Raw genomic sequence first — 17,407 nt, 5'->3', positions numbered from 1 at the left:
TCACGCGGGGCGCCGGTAGGTGACCGTGCGCCCCGCGTCGCGGAAGCCGATGTGGTGGTACAGCGCCCGGGGCACCGGGTAGGCGTCGTCGCCGCGCGGGCGGACCACGGCGAGGGTCGCGCCGGCGTCGCGCATCGCCCGCAGGCAGGCCAGGCTGACGGCGGCGCCCAGGCCGAGCCGGGCATGACCCGGGTCGGTGCCGACCGGCTCGAGCAGGCCGACCCGGTTGACCTCGTCGTACCAGCCGAGCGCCGAGGCCACCAAGGTGCCGTCGGGTGCTTCCACGACCTGGTCGAGATCATGGCGGTACGGCCACGTGGCCGCGATCCGCGCGTAGCGCTCGGTGGTCATGCCGGACTCGCCGTCACCGAAGTCGACGGGCGGCACGTGCAACCAACCCACCCGCTGCGGGCGCCAGGCGGCCCGGTGCACCGCGGCCCGCTCGGCGATTTCACCGGGCCGGACGGCGCGCACCCGGTAGCCGTCCGGCAGGCGCGGCGCCGGCAGTTCGTCGTCCGGTCGCGCCGGCAGTTCGTCGTCCGGTCGCGCCGGCAGTTCGTCGTCCGTTCGCGCGTTCAGGTTGCGCAGGCAGTGCAGGAAGTACGGCTCCGCCGCCTCGCGGTAGCCGGCGGCCCGCAGGGCGCCGGTGAGCGCGGTGTCGGCCGCCATCGCGGTGACCGTCCGCTCGCCGGTGCCGGCGGTCTCGTGGAACCAGCTCAGCACGGCGTCGACCAGTTCGGGCGGCGCATGCAGTTCCAGGCGCCCGGGTGCGGTGCGCACGGCCCAGGCCGCCACCTCGCCGTCCGGGGCCGGCCGCCACAGGGCCATCGGGTGCTCGGCGAGCGACGTGTGCTGCCAGGCCAGGTCGCCGATGTGCCAGCGGCTGTGCGGGGTCCAGGCGCGCTGCACGGCCCGTTGCATGGCGATCAAGTCGGCGGGTCCGCCTTCGGTCATCACGGGGGTGATTGTGCACTCTTCCGCACAATCTCGGGGCGCTATATTTCGGGTAGTAGCTACCTCAGAGATACAGGAGCAAATCATGGCGAAGGTTGTCGTCTTCGGCATCACCGGATACGCCGGCGGGCACATCGGGGCGGAGCTGGCGGCCCGTGGGCACCAGGTGACCGGTGTCGCGCGGAAACTCTCGACGCTGCCGGACGGGATCGCGGGAGAGGCCGGGTCGATCCACGACGCTGACTTCGTGCGCCGGGTCACCGAGGGCGCCGACCACATCGTGGTGGCGCTGCGGTTCGGGCCTCAGGCGGACGAGCCGCAGCTGATCGAGGCGCTGCCGTCGCTGATCGAGACCGCCGTTGCCCGGGGCGCCCGGCTCGGGTTCGTCGGTGGCGCCGGGTCGTTGCAGGTGGCCGAGGGCGGGCCGGACCTGGTCGACACGCCGAGCTTCCCGGAAGCGTACAAGGGTGAGGCTCTTGCCGCCCGCGATGCGCTGGTGGCTCTGCGTGCCAGTGACTCGGCTCTGGACTGGTTCTATGTCAGCCCGGCGGCGGCGTTTGGCGGCTACAACCCCGGTGAGAAGACGGGTGAGTTCCGGGTGGGTGGGGACGTGCTGCTCACCGACGCCAAGGGGGATTCGTACATTTCGGGCGCGGATTTTGCCATCGCGTTTGTTGACGAGATCGAGTCGGGGGCTCATCGGCGGGCGCGGTTCACGGTCGCCTACTGAGGATGGGCTTTGCCGTCAGGGGCGTTGCGGGCTTCGCCTCTTGTTCTGGCACGGTCTTCTTCGCGTCGGCGTTTCGTTTCATGAGTCGATGACTCGTCGGGATTTCGTTACGTAAGTCGATGACCCGGCGCCTTGAGGCGCGCGCCGGGTGTTGCGGCGTCGGGGCGGTGCTACGCGGCGTTGGGCGGCGCTGGCGTGCGGCTCGGCCGCGTTGGTCGCGTTATTCGATAGATAGAACGTTCGTTCTGCCTATCGGTGGTCCCGCGTGCGGCTGCGGGCGTGGTGGCGTGGGGGACCGAACGTTCGTTCTGCCTATCGGTGGTCCCGCGTGCGGCTGCGGGCGTGGTGGTGTGGTGGATAGAACGTTCGTTCTGCCTTCGGAGGCCCGCGTGCGACGGCTGGCGCGGTGGTGTGGTGGACAGAACGTTCGTTCTGCCCGTCGGCTAGCTCGGCGCGTCGGGCGCGTTAACGGTGGTGGATAGAACGTTCGTTCTCGTCTTGGGGCACTCCGCGCGGCGTTTGGTGGATAGAACGTTCGTTCTGGCTAACAGCAACTCAGGCGCGCGTGGCCTGGATGGACAGAACGTTCGTTCTCTCTGTCGACCACGCCCGGCGCGGCAGCGGGCGCGATAGACAGAACGTTCGTTCTCTCTGCCGGCGGTCCTCGCTTCACGGGGCGGTATCTCGGCTGAGAAACGGCCCCCGGCGCAGTAGCGTGCGGGCATGTTCGTGGAGATCGACGTGCGTCAGGCGGCCGAGTTGGTGGCGGCGCAGTTTCCGCAGTGGGCGGGGCTGCCGCTGCGGGCTGTGGAGAGAGCCGGGTCGGATCACGTCATCTACCGGCTGGGGGAGGAGCTCGCGGTCCGCCTGCCCCGGCACGACGGGGCGGTGGGGCAGGCCGGCAAGGAGAGCGCCTGGCTGCCCTGGCTGGCGCCGCGGCTGCCGCTGGCGGTGCCGGAGCCGGTGGGGGTGGGGCGGCCCGCGAACGGCTATCCGTGGCCGTGGTCGGTGGCCGGCTGGCTGCCCGGCGAGGTGGCGACCGTCGCGCTCGCCGACTCGCGGCAGGCGGCGGAGGAGCTCGCCGGGTTTCTCGGGGCGTTGCAGGGGCTGCCGGTCGCGGGGGCCCCGAGCGGTGACGGCGGTCTGCTGGGCGAGCGCGACGAGGAGACGCGCGAGGCGATCGCGCGGGTGGGCGATGTCTTCGACGCGGCGGGGCTCGTCAAGGTGTGGGAGGCGGCGCTCGACGCGCCCGCCTGGGATCGTGACCCGGTGTGGTTTCACGGCGACTTCCACATCGGCAACATTCTGACCGTGGCCGGGCGGGTGAGTGCCGTCATCGACTTCGGCGGGCTCGGGGCCGGTGACCCGGCGCCGGACATGATGATCGCGTACACGTTGATGTCGGCGGCGTCGCGGGTGGTGTTCCGGGAGGCGCTGGGGGTGGACGACGCCACGTGGGCGCGGGGGCGCGGCTGGGCGCTGGCGACGGGGCTGAACGCCTACTGCTCATACGCGGCGACCGACGCCCGCGTGGCCGCGCAGACCACGCGGCAGATCAACGAGGCGCTGGCCGGCTGAGCGGCGGTCAGTGGCCGGGGCGGGGCGCGTACATGATGACGGCGACGCCGATCAGGCAGATGGCGGCGCCGGCGATGTCCCAGCGGTCCGGGCGGAACTTGTCGACGAGCATGGCCCAGGCCAGCGAGCCGGCGACGAAGACGCCGCCGTAGGCGGCCAGGATGCGGCCGAAGTGGGGGTCGGGCTGGAAGGTGGCGACGAAGCCGTAGGCGCCGAGGGCGAGGATGCCGGCGGCGATCCACCACAGGCCCCGGTGCTCGCGCCAGCCCTGCCAGATCAGCCAGGCGCCGCCGATCTCGGCGAGCGCGGCCAGCACGAAGAGGATCAGGGACCGCATCACCGTCATGCGGGCAAGTTACCTGATCATGGTGGCGAAGGGGATCGGGCAGCGGGGCTCGCCCGCGCAGGTGACCAGGTCGTCGCAGCCGGCGTCGACGGCCGCGCGCAGCGTGCCGGCGATGACCTCAAGGTCGGCGATCTTCGCCTCGACCTCCGTGAGCTTGGCGCGGGCGCGCCCCCGAAGGCCGGCGTCGTCGGCGAGTTCGGTGCCGGCGTGCTGTCGGAGGCCGGTGTCGTCGGGATGGCTGCCGGCGCTGAGCAGGTCGGCGACCTCGGCCAGGGTGAAGCCGAGCCGCTGCGCCGCCTTGATCACCTTGAGGACGGTGACCGCCGAGGCGGGGTAGAGGCGGTGACCGCCCAGGCTGCGCTCCGGCTCGGCGAGCAGCCCGCGGCGCTCGTAGTAGCGCAGCGTCTGGAGGTTGACCCCGGCCGCCTCGGCCAGCTGGCTGCTGCGCAGGCCGGTCACGGCCGGATCCCGGCGGCGGCGCGGGCGGCGAGGGCGTCCAGGATCTCGGCGCGGGCGGATGGGACGGCGACGTCGAGGCGCAGCGCGCTCGCGGACGGGTGGAAGGTGAAGGTGAAGAACGAGCAGCACTGGCTCTCGCGGGCGGTCAGGTCGCGGGCCGTCGCGAGGGCCGCGGGGTCGAGGTCCCAGCGCAGCAGGGTCGGTGACACACGCTGCTGGGCGCGCAGTGCGGTGGCGAAGAGCTGGTCGAACTCGGCGAGCCGCAGGGGGCGCTCGGCGGTCGGCAGGGTGCACGGGTCCATGCGTCGACGGTAAGCCCGTACCCGCGTACCGGATGCAACTGTCTTCGCTTGTCTTTCGGTCCCGGTTGGTGTCATCGGGAGCATGACGGAAGACGTGGCGGACGCGCGTCTGCTGGAGCAGACGCTATTCGAGGTCAAGAAGGTCATCGTCGGGCAGGACCGGCTGGTCGAGCGGCTGCTGACGGCGCTGCTCGCGGGCGGGCACTGCCTGCTCGAGGGCGTGCCGGGGGTGGCCAAGACGCTGGCGGCGGAGACCCTGGCGGTGGCGGTGGGCGGGGAGTTCCGGCGCATCCAGTTCACGCCGGACCTGGTGCCGTCGGACATTCTCGGCACGCGCATCTACCGGGCGTCGCGGGAGGCGTTCGACGTGGAGCTGGGGCCGGTCATGGCGAACATCGTGCTGGCCGACGAGATCAACCGGGCGCCGGCGAAGGTGCAGTCGGCGCTGCTCGAGGTGATGGCCGAGGGGCACGTGTCCATCGGCGGGCGCACGCACCCCGTACCCCAGCCGTTTCTCGTGCTGGCGACGCAGAACCCGATCGAGAGCGAGGGCGTCTATCAGCTGCCGGAGGCGCAGCGCGACCGGTTCCTCATGCGGGTCGTGGTGGGCTATCCGACCGAGCAGGAGGAGCTGGGCATCCTCTACCGGATGAGCGGCGAGCGCCCGGCGGCCGAGCCGGTCCTCGACACCACCACCCTGCGCGCGCTGCAGGGCAAGGCGCGTGCGGTGTTCGTCCATCATGCCCTTTCCGAGTACGTGGTGAGGCTGGTCATCGCCACCCGCGACCCGGCGCGGTTCGGGCTCCCCGACGTGGCGGAGCAGCTGGCGTACGGGGCGAGCCCGCGCGCCACGCTCGGCCTGGTCGCCGCCGGCCGGGCCTTGGCGCTGCTGCGCGGCCGCGACTACGTGCTGCCGGCCGACCTTCAGGAGATCGCGCCGGACGTGCTCGCGCACCGGCTCGTGCTGAGCTTCGACGCGGTCGCCGACGGCGTCGAACCCGAGGAGCTGATCGCCAGGATCGTCGCCGCGGTGCCGCTGCCGCTCATCGCGCCGTCCCAGCAGGAGCAACAGCTGCGGGAGGCGGCGTGATGCGGCCGGACGAGCGGCGGCTGCGCCGGCTGGAGCTGGTCGTCACCCGGCGCCTGGACGGGCTGCTGCACGGCTCGTACCTCGGCCTGCTGCCGGGCCTCGGCAGTGAGCCGGCCGGCAGCCGCGAATACCGCCCGGCGGAGGACGAGGTGCGCCGCATGGACTGGGCGGTCACCGCGCGCACGACAGTGCCGCACGTGCGCACGGTCGACGCGGACCGGGAGCTGGCCACCTGGGTGCTGGTCGACGCGAGCGCCAGCATGGACTTCGGCACCGCCGACCTGGAGAAGCGGGAGCTGGCCGTGGCGGCGGTCGCGGCCGTCGGCTTCCTCACGCTCGGCAACGGCAACCGGCTCGGCGCGCAGATGATCACGCCGGAGGGGACCCGGCGGTTCCCGGCCCGCACCGGCCGCGCTCCGCTGATGGGGCTGCTGCGGGCGCTCGCCGAGACGCCCCGGGTGGACGGCACAGCGTCCCTGGCCGACGGGCTCGCGGCCGTCCGGCTCGCGCGCACCGGGCTGGTCGTGGTGGTCTCGGACTTCCTGGACGGGCTGCACGAGGACGGGCTCGGCGACCGCCCGCCCGAGTGGGAGCGGCCGCTGCGCCGCCTCGCCGCCCGCCACCAGGTGCTCGCCGTGCAGGTCGGCGACCCGCGCGAGCAGGAGCTTCCGGACGTCGGCATCCTCACCCTCGTCGACCCGGAGACCGGCCTGCGCCGCGAGGTGCCGACGGCGAGCCGCCGGCTGCGGGAGCGGTACGCCGCGGCGGCCGCCCGGCAGCAGGCGAGCATCGCGGCCGCCGTGCGCAGAAGCGGCGCGGCCCACCTGAGGTTGCGGACCGATCGCGACTGGATCGCCGACATCGTCCGGCACGTGCACGCCCGCAGGCGCCTGAGCCGTGCCGCCATCAAACGAGGACGGACAGCATGACCTGGCTCTCCCCCGAGCGGCTCTGGCTGCTGCTGGGCGTCGCCGCGCTCGCCGCGGCGTACGTCTGGGCGCAGCGCCGCCGCAGCCGCTACGCCGTGCGCTTCACCAACCTCCGCCTGCTCGACCGGGTCGCCCCGAAGCGCCCCGGATGGCGGCGGCACGTGCCGGCGAGCCTCTTCCTCGCCATGCTCGCGCTGCTCGTGGCCGGTTTTGCCCAGCCGCAGGCCGACGTGCAGGTGCCCCGGGAGCGGGCGACCGTGCTCGTCGCGGTCGACGTGTCCCGCTCGATGCTCGCCGATGACGTGGCCCCCGACCGGCTCACCGCCGCGAAGGCCGCCGCGCACGAGTTCGCCGGCAACCTGCCGGAGCCGTTCAACGTCGGCCTGGTCGGCTTCGCCGGCACCGCGTCGGTCTTCGTGCCGCCGGTGACCGATCGCGACCAGCTGGCCCGCGGCATCGACCGGCTCTCCGACGGCTCGGCCGGGCGCGCCGGCACGGCGATCGGCGACGCCATCGCGGCCGCGCTCGACCAGATCCGCACGCTCGACGCGCAGGCCGGTGAGGACACGCCGCCGGCGCGGGTGGTCGTGCTCTCGGACGGCGCGAACACCGCCGGCCAGGAGCCCTCGGCGGCGGCCGCCGCGGCCAACGAGCTGGGCGTCCCGGTCGACACCATCTCCTTCGGCACGCCGTCGGGCACCATCGCGGGCGGACAGCAGGTGCCCGTCGACGGCGAGACGCTGCGGTCCATCGCGGACGCGACGGGCGGGCGCTACTTCGCGGCCGGCAGCGCCGACGAGTTGCGCGACGCGTACGCCGACATCGGCAGCTCGGTGGGGACCGAGACGGAGCGACGGGACGTGTCGGCCTGGTTCATCGGGGTGGGCCTGGTCCTCGCGCTCGGCGCCGCGCTCGCCTCCCTGCTGTGGTTCAGCAAACTCCCATGAACGCGACGCACAGTCGAGTGATGCGCCTTCTGGTTGTTGAGGACGAGGAAGACTTGGCGGAAGGCCTGCGGGTGGGACTGGCCCGCACCGGGTACGCGGTGGACGTCGCGGGCGATGTGGCCCAGGCGTACGACCGGCTGACCGTCAACGAGTACGACCTGATGTTGCTGGACGTCAACCTGCCCGACGGCGACGGCTTCGCGTTGTGCCGCTCGCTGCGCACGGGCGAGACCCCGACCCCCGGCGAGGGCGATCTGCGGGTCCTGATGCTGACCGCCAGGGGCGGCCTCGACGACCGCGTGCGCGGGCTCGACGAGGGCGCCGACGACTACCTGGTGAAGCCGTTCCACCTGGCCGAGCTGCTCGCGCGGGTCCGGGCGCTGCTGCGCCGCGACACCGGCGGCGGCTCGGCCCGCCTCACCGTGGGCGGCCTGGAGCTCGACACGGCGCGCCACCGGGTGACCCGCGACGGCGAGCCGCTCGCGCTCACGCCCAAGGAGTTCGGCGTGCTGGAATACCTGATGACGCGCCCCGGCCATGTGGTGCCGAGCGAGGAGCTGCTCGAGCACGTGTGGGACGCGAACGCCGACCCTTTCACCCAGACGGTGCGGGTCACCGTCGGCACCCTGCGCCGCAAGCTCGGCGAGGGCTGGATCGAGACGGTGGTCGGGCGCGGCTACCGGCTGCGGGAGGACGCGCCGTGAGATCGATCCGCTTCCGGCTCACGGTGATCTACTCGACGGTGCTGTTCGCGCTGGCCGGCGTCACCCTCGCGGTGATCTACTTCGCGGTCGCGCGGACGACGCGGCCGCAGCCGATCACCGAGCGCACGGCGAAGCTCTACGAGAACCGCCAGTACCGCGGCCAGGTCACGTTCGCCGAGGTCAGCCAGATCGAGGCGGCGATCAACTACAACACCCTGCAGAACCTGCGGAACTATTCGCTGCTGGCGCTGGGCGGGCTCTTCGTGGCGAGCCTCGCGGTCGGCTGGGTGCTGTCCGGGCGGGCGCTGCGGCCGGTCGGGGCGATCACCCGGACCGCGCGCGAGATCCAGGCGACCGACCTGTCCCGGCGGATCCGGCTGCGCGGGCCGCGCGACGAGCTGCGCGACCTGGCCGACACCCTCGACTCCATGCTGGACCGGCTCGACCACGCGTTCCAGGCGCAGCGGCAGCTCATCGACGACGCGTCGCACGAGCTGCGCAGCCCGCTGGCGATCATCCGGACCACCCTGGACGCGTCGCTGACCGCCCCGGACACGACACCGGAGGAGCGCGGCCGGGCCGTGGCGGTCGTCGACCGGGCGACCACGCGCATGTCCCGGCTGGTGGAGGACCTGCTGGCGACCGCGCGGCGCGAGGCCGACACGATGACCGACACCGACGTGGACCTGGGCACGGTGGCCCGCGAGGCGGCGGAGGAGTCGCTGGCCCGGGAGCGTGGGCTGCGGCTCGCCGTCAGCGCCGAGCCGGGGCTGCACCTGATCGGCGACGCGGACGCGCTGCGGCGCGCGGCGGGCAACCTGTTGTCGAACGCGGTGCGGCTCGCGCCGGCCGGCTCCACGATCACGGTGGCGTCCGGGCGTACCGCCTCGTGGTTGTGGCTCGCAGTCGCCGACGAGGGGCCGGGGATCACCGCGGACGACCTGCCCCGGGTCTTCGACCGGTTCTGGAAGGGGCCGCAGAAGGGCCCGGAGCGGCGTACGGGACTGGGCCTCGCCATCGTCCGCCAGATCGTCGAGTCGCACGGGGGCCGGGTCGCGGCCTTCTCCCAGCCGGGGCGCGGGAGCACCTTCGTGCTGTGGCTGCCCGCCGCCGATCGTACCGGCGAGGACCCGCCGCCCCCGGAAAGCCCTTGGCCGTGATCGTGTCCCGCGGCGCTATGGTTCTGCCTGGGGGCGGGCGTCCGGGGGAGGGCACGTGGCGGCGGATCTGTCGGGTGGCCGGGAGGAGCTGGACAATGCCGGTGACGCCGGCACGGTCCACCGCGTCTTCGAGGAGATGCCCATCTCGCTGATCGCGCTGGAGGGGCCCGAGCACCGCATCGTCGCGGCCAACGCCGTCGCGCGCCGGCTCGGCGGCCGGGCGAACCCGGTGGGCGGCACGGTCGCCGAGGTCTTCCCCGCGGCGATCACCCAGCAGGTTGTCGAGCTGTACGACCGCGCCTACCGCACCGGCACCGAGCAGACGGCCCGGGAGTGGCGGCTGCAGGTGGAGCACGACGACGGCACGCGGCTGGAGAACTACTACGACTTCGTGGTCACGCCCCGCCGCGACGAGTCGGGCGCGGTGATCGGCCTGTCGCTGTACACGGTGGAGGTGACCGCCCGGGTCCGCGAGCGCGAGGCCGAGCGGCAGCGCGCCGAGCTCGCCGAGCGGCGCTACGCCCGCGCCCGCGACGTGGTCGTGGCGATGCAGCTCGAGTTGCTGCCGGGCGGCATGCCCGTGCTGCCCCGGGTGCGCGCCGCCGCCGGCTATCTGCCCGCCGACGCGGACACCGCCGCCGGCGGCGACTGGTTCGACGCGCTGGCGCTCGGCGACGGCCGGGTGGCGCTGGTGCTCGGCGACGTCGCGGGTCACGGCGTCGCGGCCTCCGCGACGATGGGGCAGCTCCGCGCCGTCGTGCAGGACAGGCTGCTCGACGGCGGGGACCTCACGGCGGCGCTCGCCGCGGCGGACAGGCTGGCCGGGCGGCTGCCCGCGGCGCGCGGCGCGACGATCTGCGTGGCGGTGCTCGACCCGGCGGACGGGTCGCTCGTCTATTGCACCGCGGGGCATCCGCCGCCGCTGCTGGTCGGCGCCGGCGGCTCGAGCCGCTACCTGCCGGCCACCGGCGCCGGGCCGCTGGGCGGCGACGGCCGCTTCCCGCTCGGCACCGACCGGCTCGGCATCGGCGACCTGCTCATGCTGGTCAGCGACGGGCTGATCGAGCGGCCCGGCCGTGAATACACCGAGAGCCTGGTCGAGCTCGCGACCGTCGCCGAGGACACCGCCAGCGACCGGGCGCTGCGCGGCAGCGGGCTCACCACCGTCCAGCGCGTCTGCATGCAGACGCTCGAGCTGCTGTTGCGCGCCACCGGGCACGCCGACGACGTGACGATGCTGGCGGTGCAGCGGGTCGCGCCGCCCGAGCCGCTGCGCCGGTCCTTCCCGGCCACCCTGAGCATGATCGGCCCGGCGAACATGGCGGTCGGCGAGTGGCTGCGGGAGCTCGGCGCCGCCGACAAGGACGTGACCGCCCTGCGGCACGCGGTGAGCGAGCTGGTCACCAACAGCGTGCAGCACGCCTATCGCGGCGGGGCGGCGGGACGCGTACGGGTGAGCGCCGACCTCGACGCGACGGGCGAGGTGCTGGTGGAGGTGGCCGACGACGGCGCGTGGCACGAGCACCCGCCCGCGCCCTCCGGCGGGCTCGGGCTGATCCTCGTCGAGCAGATGGTCCACCAGCTGCGGCTGCGCCGGAGCCACGCGGGCACCACCGCCGAGGTGCGCCAGCGGGTCACGACGCCCGCGCGATTGCTGCTGGCCGAGCGGGTCGGGCCGCCGGTCGCAGCCGAGCCGGAGATGCTGCTCGTGCTCGACCAGCCCTCGGCGCCCGGGCCCCGCGTCCGGCTGGACGGTCCCGTCACGCTGGCCACGGCCGACTTCCTCGCCAAGGAGCTGCAACGGCTCACCCGCAACGGCACCCGGCCGCTGGTGGTGGACCTGACCGGCGTCACCCTGCTGGCCAGCGCCGGGGTGGTGGTGTTCCAGCACGCGCTGCGCCGCGACGCCGACCAGGACGGCGGGCTGGTGCTCTACGCCCCGGCGGGCAGCCCGGCCCAGCACGTGCTGGCGCTGTCGGCGATGCCGCACACGACCGCGGACCCGCACGGCCGGCCCGGCGTCACTACTTGATCCACCGGTGGGTGGGACAGACCACCAGTTCCCTCGGCCCGGGGATGCGAGCCTTCAGCGAGCAGTCGAACCGCTTTGCGACGAGGGCCTTCACCTCCTCGCTCGAGGTCGCGATCGAGAACCACTGCCACTGCCAGATCAGGTATCGCGACTTGGTGTCCTCGGTGAGGCACTTCAGGTTGTCGGCGTAGCTGCGGAACCCCGCCGACGGGTTGCCGGGCTTGGCCGCCCGCTGGAGCCACTGCGGCGACGGGTAGCGGCACGCCGTCGGGTTGCCCAGGTCGTAGTTGACCGACGCGAAGCTGAAGTACATCACCGGGGTGTCCGGCCCGATCCGCTCGCGCAGCTCGGCGTAGCCCGGCGCGGAGGGCTTGTCGTTGAGGACCTCCTGGTTGTAGCCGCTGAACGCGTACGGCGCGCGGGGCAGGGTCGCCAGCACCATGCCGGCGATGAGCACGACGGCCATGGCGGCGGCCGGCACGGCCCGGAGCCGCCGGCCGTCGAGGTGCCACGCGGCGACGGCGGCGATCAGGGCCACCACCGCGTACGTCATCGTGACGGCGATCACGTGGTCGAGGCGCCACTGCGGGGACTGCCGCAACAGCACGAAGCTCGCCACCACGAACACCGTCGTGACGGCCAGCAGCGGCGTGCGGGCGCCGGGGCAGAGGGCGAACGCGGCGGCGCAGACGGCGGCGGCGAGCACCGGCACGGGCGCGAAGTGGTACATGAAGAACTCGCCCTGGCCGTAGGCCGGCGCCACGGACAGGCCGGCGGCGGCGACCGCCACCCCGGTGCCGATCCAGCGGGGGCGGCCGGGCCGCAGGCGCCGCACGAGCACCGCGGCGGCGGCGGGCGCCACGGCCACGAGCGGGCTGAGCAGGGCCACGTCGCCGATGCCGCGCAGCAGGCGGTAGATGTCCTCCCACCGGACGCCGTGGTGGATCGGCGAGTCGACGACCAGGGCCGCCTGGTCGCCGAGCCAGATGTTCTCCCAGGGCAGCAGGGCCTTGGTCGCCACGTACCAGACCACGGTGAGCGCGGCGGCGGCCGCGGTGGCCCACGCCGCCCGCCGCCAATTGAGGACGGCCACCATGATCAGGGCCAGCAGGGCCAGCGGGGCGGTGGCGAGCTTGACCGCGACGGTCAGCAAGACGCAGAAGCCGCCGAGCACCGCGCCGAGCCAGACCCGGCGGGGAGCGCAGGCGGCACCGACGGCCAGGGCCACGGCGAGCACGGCCACCCAGTCGGGCTCCAGGAAGTGCCACGGCGGGGCGATGACCAGGGAGAGGCCCGTGGCCGCCGCGATGAAGCCGGCGGCCCGCGAGTCGAGGAAGCGGCGGAGGCCGAGGAAGAGCACGACGGTGACCGCGACGACGAGGAGGCTCGCGCTGAGGCGCGTCAGCAGGTGGGCGACGCGGATCGGGGCGTCGTCGCCGACCGGCAGCTCCACCAGCCACATCAGCAGGCGGTAGGCGAGGGGCCGGGCGACGAACACGTCGAAGACGGACACGCCGCCGCGGCCGGCCGTCTCGATGCCACCCAGCGCGTAGGTGACGTCGGCGTTCATGCCGGACCAGAGGCTCGAGGCCACGGCGGCGAGCCCGGCGACCGTGGCGGCCGCGAGGCCGGGCCGGCCGAGGCGCAGGCGGTCGTCGGAGGAGGCGGGGGTGGGAGGCGGCTCCGCAGGCGCGGCGGCCACAACATGAGTCTGGCTCGTCATCGTGCGCGGATTGTGCCACCACGGGGCCACCCTCGGCAGCCCCGGGTGCGGGAAATCTCCGACAAGTCACCGATGGAGTTACCAGCAACCTTCGAGGTCGCGTCTATCCGGTTTCCAGGATCTCGCCGGCGACGCGGCGGGCCGGCTCGGCGCACGCGGCCTCGAGCTCGCGGAACACCTTCTGCGCCCGGACGGCGGGCCAGTCCGGGGGCAGGTGCTCGACGGGCAGACGCGGGTCGCGGCGGATCGCGTGCAGCCACTCGGCCATCAGGGCCAGCCGGGCCGCGAGCGGGTCGGCGAGCGGGGGTGGGCCGTCCCACCGGGCGAGGAAGTCGTCGTAGCGGGCGGCGAGGCCGGCGAGGTCGTACGCGTCGGAGACCATCGCGCCGATGTCGGTGAGCGCGCCGGCCCGCGCGTGGAAGACCCGGGCGTGCGCCTCGAGGCCGAGGTCGCTGACGATCTGCTCGGCGCCGACCTGGCCGGGCGCGATCCACAGGCCGCCCTGTATCGGGCCGAAGCCGGACCAGGCGAGCTGGGACCGCAGGTCGTGCCGCTGGCGCTGCCACGACTCGGGCAGCGAGAAGCTCAGCAGCGTCCAGGTGCCGTCCCAGTGGTCGTTGACCGCGCCGGTGCCCCAGATGCGGGTGCGGCCGTCGCGCAGCAGGGCGGTCGAGCGCTCGGTGAGCCCGAAGTACATGCGGCGGCCGTCGCGCTGCCGGCGCAGCAGGTCGCGGCCGACCATGCGGGCGAGGGTGGAGCGGGCGGCGTGCGACGAGATGCCGAGGCGGGCGCAGACGTCGATCACGCTGCCGGAGAAGACCCGGACGTCACGGTCGAGCACGAAGTCGCCGAAGAGCATGAGCAGCAGGGTCTGCGGCCTCGCCTCGGTCAGCGGCATGGGCACGATATTAGGCAGATTGTTGACGGCGGTGGAAGAGCCGCCTAACTTCGGGGGTCATCGAAGCTTGACAATGGTCCTGTAACGGGAGGTACCCGTGCGCAGATCCGTTCCGCTCCTCGTCTTCGTCCTCCTCCTGGCCGCCTGCTCCTCGTCCGCCGACAATGCGGACGACGTCATCAGAGTCGGTCAGATCGTCTCGCTGACCGGCAACTACTCGCCGCTCGGCACCGAGAACCAGAAGTCCGTCGCCCTCGCCGTCGACCAGATCAACGCGGCGGGCGGTATCGACGGTCGCAAGATCGAACTGTCCGTGAAGGACGACAAGAGCCTGCCCGACCAGGCCGTCCTCGCCTTCAACGAGCTCAAGGGCTCCGCCGACGCCATCATCGGGTCGCCCTTCTCCAACTCGGCGCTCGCCACCGTGCCGCTGGTCGACCGCGAGGAGATCCCGTACCTCTCCCTCACGCCGGCCGACGAGCAGGTCAACCCCGTTCATCCGTACGTCTTCGTCGTCCCCGCCACCTCGGGCACCTACGCGGAGGCGGCGCTCCAGTACTTCCAGGCGTCGAAGCTGTCGAAGGTCGCCGTCGCGTACGACACCAAGAGCAGTTATGCCGTCGCCGGCTTCAAGGGACTCGAGGCCAAAGCCGGGCAGTACGGGGTGACGCTCGGCCCCGTCGAGCAGTTCCAGACCACGGCCACCGAGTTCGGGGCGGTCTTCACCCACGTGCGCTCCTCCGACGCGCAGGCGCTGATGGTCTGGGCGACGGGCGCGCCGGCGGTCGCCCTCACCAAGCAGTACGCGGCGAGCGGCCTGAAGATCCCGCTGGTGCTCACCGGTGCCCAGGCCAGCAAGCTCTTCCTCGACCCGGCCGGCGCGGCGGCCGAGGGCGCGATCGTCGCCAGCTCCATCGGCGTGGTCGGCAGCACCCTCCCGGCCGGTGAGCAGAAGTCGGCGATCGAGGAGCTGTCGAAGGCGTTCGAGGCCAAGTACGGCTACCCGCCGCCGCAGTTCGCGCAGGACGGCTACAGCGGCGTGAAGCTGCTCGCCGCCGCGATCACGGCCGCCGGTGGCACCGACAAGAAGAAGGTGCGCGACGCGCTGGAGGGCCTGACGCTCACCACGCCGAACGGCACGTACAAGTACTCGGCGACCGACCACAGCGGCCTGACCACCGACTTCATCTCGATCAACACGGTGACGAAGGGCGCGTTCGTGCCGACCGACTACTCGGCGCAGAAGCTGGGCGGGCGCTGATGACCGGCGCCGCGCTCGAGGTCAGCGGGGCCTCCCGGGCCTTCGGGGGCGTTTTCGCCGTACGCGATGTGCACCTGAGCGTGGCGCCGGGCGAACTGCGGGCGGTCATCGGGCCGAACGGCGCGGGCAAGTCCACCCTGTTCGCGCTGATCGGCGGCCAGCTCGCCCCGGACGCCGGCAGCGTGACCCTCGACGGCGCCCGCATCGACCGGCTCGCGGCGCATCGCAGGGCCCGGCTCGGCGTGGGCGTGGTCTTCCAGGCGGCGCGGATCTTCCACGGGCTGACCGCCCTGGAGAACGTGATGGTCGGCGCGCACGGGACCACGAGGGCCGGGTTCCTCGCCGGGGCACTGCGGCTGCCGGCGCACTACCGCACGGAGCGGCTGATCCGGTCCCGGGCCATGCAGTGCCTGCGCCGCACGGGCCTCGAAGGCTGGGCGGACCGGCCGGCCGCCTCGCTGCCGCTGGGCCAGCAGCGGGCGCTGCAGCTGGCCCGGGCCCTGTGCGGGGAACCGCGGCTGCTCCTGCTCGACGAGCCAGCCTCCGGGCTGCGGGCGGGGGAGCGGGCGCAGCTCGCCGCGTTGCTGTCGTCGCTGCGCGGCTCCGGGCTGACGATGCTGCTGATCGAGCACGACGTGGCCTTCGTGATGCGGCTGGCCGACCAGGTCACCGTGCTCGATCTCGGGCGGGTCATCGCCTCCGGCACGCCGGGCACGGTGCGTGCTGATCCCCACGTCGTCAGCGCCTATCTGGGGACGGCGTCATGACGCTGGTCTCCGTCTCGTCGCTCACCGTGCGGTATTCGGGCGCCACGGCCCTCGACGACGTGTCGCTCCATCTCGACAGGTCGGAGATGGTCGCGCTGATCGGTGCCAACGGGGCGGGCAAGTCGACGCTGGTGAAGGTGCTGTCCGGGCTCGTCGCGCCGGCCTCGGGACAGGTGACGGTCAACGGGCGGCTCGCGCAGGTGCCGGAGGGTCGTGAGGTCTTCGCCGACCTCAGCGTCGACGACAACCTCCGGCTGGGCGGGTGGCGCAACGGGCGCCGCGGCCGGGACACCACCGCCATCTACGAGCTGCTGCCGGCCCTGGTGCCGCTGCGCCGGCGTGCCGCGGGAACCCTGTCGGGCGGTCAGCAGCAGATGGTGGCGATCGGGCGGGCGCTGATGGGCCGCCCCGACGTCCTGGTCATCGACGAGCTCAGCCTCGGGCTGGCGCCGCTCGTCGTCGAGGCGCTCGCCGGCCACCTGCGCGACCTGCACCGCGACCGGGGGCTGACGGTGCTGCTGATCGAGCAGAACGCGCGGCTGGCCCTGTCGCTGTGCTCCCGGGCGTACGTCCTGGAAGCGGGCAGAATCGTCCTCGACGGCGACGCGCCGGTGCTCGCCCGGGACGAGCGGCTGACCGCGGCCTACCTGGGCGGCCACTATGAGTGACTTCCTCGGCTACCTGCTCACCGGCCTCGGCATCGGCGCCGGCTTCGCCCTGGTCGGCAGCGGCCTGGTGGCGATCTACCGGGTCACCGGAGTGGTCAACTTCGCGCAGGGCGCCTTCGCGGTCCTCGCCGCCATGCTCACCTCGACACTGCTCACGGCCGGCCTGCCGCACGTGCTGTCGGAACTGGCCGCGGTGGCGGTCGCGGCGGTGGTCGGCGTCCTGGTCGGCATCGTCGCGATCGGCAAGCCCGGCACCGACCCCGGCACGTCCCTCATCATCACCCTGGGCCTGGGCGTCTTCGCGTACGCCGTGGAGATCGTCCTCTGGGGCGACCAGCCCCGGTCCTTCCCCGGCCTGCCCGGCGTGGCAACGGTCGGCGGTGCCCGCATCCAGGCCCATTACCTGCTGATCCTCGGCGTGACGGTGCCGGTGTTCCTAGCGCTGGCGGCCTTCTTCAGCCGAACGGACCTGGGCAAGGCCCTGTCGGCGTGCGCCTCGAACCGGTACGCCGCCCGCGTGGTCGGCATCGACGTGCGCCGCATGGGCCTGCTGGCCTTCGCCCTGGGCGGCGCCCTCGGCGGCCTGGCCGGTGTCCTGACCACACCGGTGCAGCAGGTCACCTTCGACAGCGACGTCACCCTGATCGTGAACGGCTTCGCCGCGGCGGTGCTGGGCGGCCTCACCCGCCCCGGGGTGGCCCTGGTGGGCGGCCTGCTGCTGGGCGTGGCGCAGACGCTGATCGCGGGTTACGGCTGGGGCGCGTACCAACTGGAGGTGGCCCTCCTCCTCATGCTCACCGTGATGATCGTGCAGGCGGCCCGCTCCGGTCCGGTCCGGGAGGCGGCCCGATGAGTGCGC

Annotated in this window: 18 protein-coding genes; 12 read left to right on the top strand and 6 right to left on the bottom strand. The window is 73.4% G+C overall.

Features of this window, described 5'->3' with window-relative positions:
* Entirely contained in the window at positions 1-954 is a 954-nt protein-coding gene (locus Ade02nite_RS16940; RefSeq protein ID WP_203763547.1) for a GNAT family N-acetyltransferase, read from the bottom strand.
* Between Ade02nite_RS16940 and Ade02nite_RS16935 the strand changes: the two genes are divergently transcribed.
* Positions 920-1,684, top strand: a complete 765-nt coding sequence (locus Ade02nite_RS16935) for an NAD(P)-dependent oxidoreductase (protein ID WP_239168823.1) — start codon at positions 920-922, stop codon at positions 1,682-1,684. The genes Ade02nite_RS16940 and Ade02nite_RS16935 overlap by 35 nt on opposite strands.
* 723 nt (positions 1,685-2,407) lie before the next feature.
* Positions 2,408-3,262, top strand: coding sequence for an aminoglycoside phosphotransferase family protein (locus tag Ade02nite_RS16930; protein ID WP_203763544.1), 855 nt, complete (start codon positions 2,408-2,410; stop codon positions 3,260-3,262).
* 7 nt (positions 3,263-3,269) lie between these two features.
* On the opposite strand, the gene Ade02nite_RS16925 is transcribed toward Ade02nite_RS16930, so the two are convergent.
* Genes Ade02nite_RS16925 through Ade02nite_RS16915 form a run of 3 tightly spaced genes read right to left on the bottom strand, consistent with a single transcriptional unit; the run spans position 3,270 to position 4,369 of the window.
* Entirely contained in the window at positions 3,270-3,608 is a 339-nt protein-coding gene (locus tag Ade02nite_RS16925; protein ID WP_203763541.1) for a YnfA family protein, read from the bottom strand.
* A gap of 9 nt (positions 3,609-3,617) precedes the next feature.
* Positions 3,618-4,067: a MerR family transcriptional regulator gene (locus Ade02nite_RS16920; RefSeq protein ID WP_203763538.1), complete on the bottom strand. Its 450-nt coding sequence runs from the start codon at positions 4,065-4,067 to the stop codon at positions 3,618-3,620.
* Positions 4,064-4,369 (bottom strand): hypothetical protein, encoded by a 306-nt coding sequence (locus tag Ade02nite_RS16915; protein ID WP_203763535.1) that lies wholly within the window; start codon positions 4,367-4,369, stop codon positions 4,064-4,066. Before Ade02nite_RS16915 ends, Ade02nite_RS16920 begins: the two co-directional genes overlap by 4 nt.
* A gap of 82 nt (positions 4,370-4,451) precedes the next feature.
* On the opposite strand from Ade02nite_RS16915, the gene Ade02nite_RS16910 reads away from it, so the two are divergent.
* Genes Ade02nite_RS16910 through Ade02nite_RS16885 form a run of 6 tightly spaced genes read left to right on the top strand, consistent with a single transcriptional unit; the run spans position 4,452 to position 11,231 of the window.
* Positions 4,452-5,459, top strand: a complete 1,008-nt coding sequence (locus Ade02nite_RS16910) for an AAA family ATPase (protein ID WP_203763532.1) — start codon at positions 4,452-4,454, stop codon at positions 5,457-5,459.
* The gene (locus Ade02nite_RS16905) at positions 5,459-6,388 is read left to right on the top strand and encodes a DUF58 domain-containing protein (protein WP_203763655.1); all 930 of its coding nucleotides are present in this window, start codon (positions 5,459-5,461) and stop codon (positions 6,386-6,388) included. Before Ade02nite_RS16910 ends, Ade02nite_RS16905 begins: the two co-directional genes overlap by 1 nt.
* The gene (locus Ade02nite_RS16900) at positions 6,385-7,335 is read left to right on the top strand and encodes a VWA domain-containing protein (RefSeq protein ID WP_203763529.1); all 951 of its coding nucleotides are present in this window, start codon (positions 6,385-6,387) and stop codon (positions 7,333-7,335) included. Before Ade02nite_RS16905 ends, Ade02nite_RS16900 begins: the two co-directional genes overlap by 4 nt.
* Positions 7,336-7,355: 20 nt before the next feature.
* The gene (locus Ade02nite_RS16895) at positions 7,356-8,039 is read left to right on the top strand and encodes a response regulator transcription factor (protein ID WP_203763526.1); all 684 of its coding nucleotides are present in this window, start codon (positions 7,356-7,358) and stop codon (positions 8,037-8,039) included.
* Complete coding sequence (locus tag Ade02nite_RS16890; RefSeq protein WP_239168822.1) at positions 8,036-9,199, top strand: sensor histidine kinase; 1,164 nt, start codon at positions 8,036-8,038, stop codon at positions 9,197-9,199. Before Ade02nite_RS16895 ends, Ade02nite_RS16890 begins: the two co-directional genes overlap by 4 nt.
* Before the next feature lie 55 nt (positions 9,200-9,254).
* On the top strand, positions 9,255-11,231 hold the full coding sequence (locus Ade02nite_RS16885) for a SpoIIE family protein phosphatase (RefSeq protein WP_239168821.1): 1,977 nt from the start codon (positions 9,255-9,257) through the stop codon (positions 11,229-11,231).
* Here the strand turns inward: Ade02nite_RS16885 and Ade02nite_RS16880 are convergent.
* Both Ade02nite_RS16880 and Ade02nite_RS16875 read right to left on the bottom strand, forming a co-directional pair.
* A complete protein-coding gene (locus tag Ade02nite_RS16880) occupies positions 11,224-12,954 on the bottom strand; it encodes a hypothetical protein (protein ID WP_239168820.1) in 1,731 nt (576 codons plus the stop codon). The genes Ade02nite_RS16885 and Ade02nite_RS16880 overlap by 8 nt on opposite strands.
* A gap of 103 nt (positions 12,955-13,057) precedes the next feature.
* Positions 13,058-13,852, bottom strand: a complete 795-nt coding sequence (locus tag Ade02nite_RS16875) for a PaaX family transcriptional regulator (protein WP_203763523.1) — start codon at positions 13,850-13,852, stop codon at positions 13,058-13,060.
* A gap of 97 nt (positions 13,853-13,949) precedes the next feature.
* Here Ade02nite_RS16875 and Ade02nite_RS16870 point away from each other — a divergent pair, with 97 nt between their 5' ends.
* From Ade02nite_RS16870 to Ade02nite_RS16855, 4 genes are read left to right on the top strand one after another with little or no spacing between them, the layout of a single operon-like run.
* Positions 13,950-15,113 (top strand): ABC transporter substrate-binding protein, encoded by a 1,164-nt coding sequence (locus tag Ade02nite_RS16870; RefSeq protein WP_203763520.1) that lies wholly within the window; start codon positions 13,950-13,952, stop codon positions 15,111-15,113.
* Positions 15,113-15,880, top strand: a complete 768-nt coding sequence (locus Ade02nite_RS16865) for an ABC transporter ATP-binding protein (protein ID WP_203763517.1) — start codon at positions 15,113-15,115, stop codon at positions 15,878-15,880. The genes Ade02nite_RS16870 and Ade02nite_RS16865 overlap by 1 nt, the downstream gene beginning before the upstream one ends.
* On the top strand, positions 15,877-16,548 hold the full coding sequence (locus tag Ade02nite_RS16860) for an ABC transporter ATP-binding protein (RefSeq protein ID WP_203763515.1): 672 nt from the start codon (positions 15,877-15,879) through the stop codon (positions 16,546-16,548). The genes Ade02nite_RS16865 and Ade02nite_RS16860 overlap by 4 nt, the downstream gene beginning before the upstream one ends.
* Entirely contained in the window at positions 16,541-17,401 is an 861-nt protein-coding gene (locus tag Ade02nite_RS16855) for a branched-chain amino acid ABC transporter permease (RefSeq protein ID WP_203763512.1), read from the top strand. Before Ade02nite_RS16860 ends, Ade02nite_RS16855 begins: the two co-directional genes overlap by 8 nt.
* The last annotated feature ends 6 nt before the right edge of the window (positions 17,402-17,407 follow it).

It is taken from the genome of Paractinoplanes deccanensis (assembly GCF_016862115.1).
GTDB lineage: Bacteria > Actinomycetota > Actinomycetes > Mycobacteriales > Micromonosporaceae > Actinoplanes > Actinoplanes deccanensis.
The sequence above is the reverse complement of the archived record's forward strand: the minus strand, read 5'-3'. Positions and strand labels throughout refer to the sequence as shown.

Coding starts and splice junctions, on each gene's coding strand:
- Ade02nite_RS16940 (WP_203763547.1), bottom strand. CDS start 954: ATGACCGAAGGCGGACCCGCCGACTTGATCGCCATGCAACGGGCCGTG.
- Ade02nite_RS16895 (WP_203763526.1), top strand. CDS start 7,356: ATGCGCCTTCTGGTTGTTGAGGACGAGGAAGACTTGGCGGAAGGCCTG.
- Ade02nite_RS16900 (WP_203763529.1), top strand. CDS start 6,385: ATGACCTGGCTCTCCCCCGAGCGGCTCTGGCTGCTGCTGGGCGTCGCC.
- Ade02nite_RS16855 (WP_203763512.1), top strand. CDS start 16,541: ATGAGTGACTTCCTCGGCTACCTGCTCACCGGCCTCGGCATCGGCGCC.
- Ade02nite_RS16905 (WP_203763655.1), top strand. CDS start 5,459: ATGCGGCCGGACGAGCGGCGGCTGCGCCGGCTGGAGCTGGTCGTCACC.
- Ade02nite_RS16930 (WP_203763544.1), top strand. CDS start 2,408: ATGTTCGTGGAGATCGACGTGCGTCAGGCGGCCGAGTTGGTGGCGGCG.
- Ade02nite_RS16875 (WP_203763523.1), bottom strand. CDS start 13,852: ATGCCGCTGACCGAGGCGAGGCCGCAGACCCTGCTGCTCATGCTCTTC.
- Ade02nite_RS16860 (WP_203763515.1), top strand. CDS start 15,877: ATGACGCTGGTCTCCGTCTCGTCGCTCACCGTGCGGTATTCGGGCGCC.
- Ade02nite_RS16915 (WP_203763535.1), bottom strand. CDS start 4,369: ATGGACCCGTGCACCCTGCCGACCGCCGAGCGCCCCCTGCGGCTCGCC.
- Ade02nite_RS16880 (WP_239168820.1), bottom strand. CDS start 12,954: ATGACGAGCCAGACTCATGTTGTGGCCGCCGCGCCTGCGGAGCCGCCT.
- Ade02nite_RS16925 (WP_203763541.1), bottom strand. CDS start 3,608: ATGACGGTGATGCGGTCCCTGATCCTCTTCGTGCTGGCCGCGCTCGCC.
- Ade02nite_RS16865 (WP_203763517.1), top strand. CDS start 15,113: ATGACCGGCGCCGCGCTCGAGGTCAGCGGGGCCTCCCGGGCCTTCGGG.
- Ade02nite_RS16910 (WP_203763532.1), top strand. CDS start 4,452: ATGACGGAAGACGTGGCGGACGCGCGTCTGCTGGAGCAGACGCTATTC.
- Ade02nite_RS16935 (WP_239168823.1), top strand. CDS start 920: ATGGCGATCAAGTCGGCGGGTCCGCCTTCGGTCATCACGGGGGTGATT.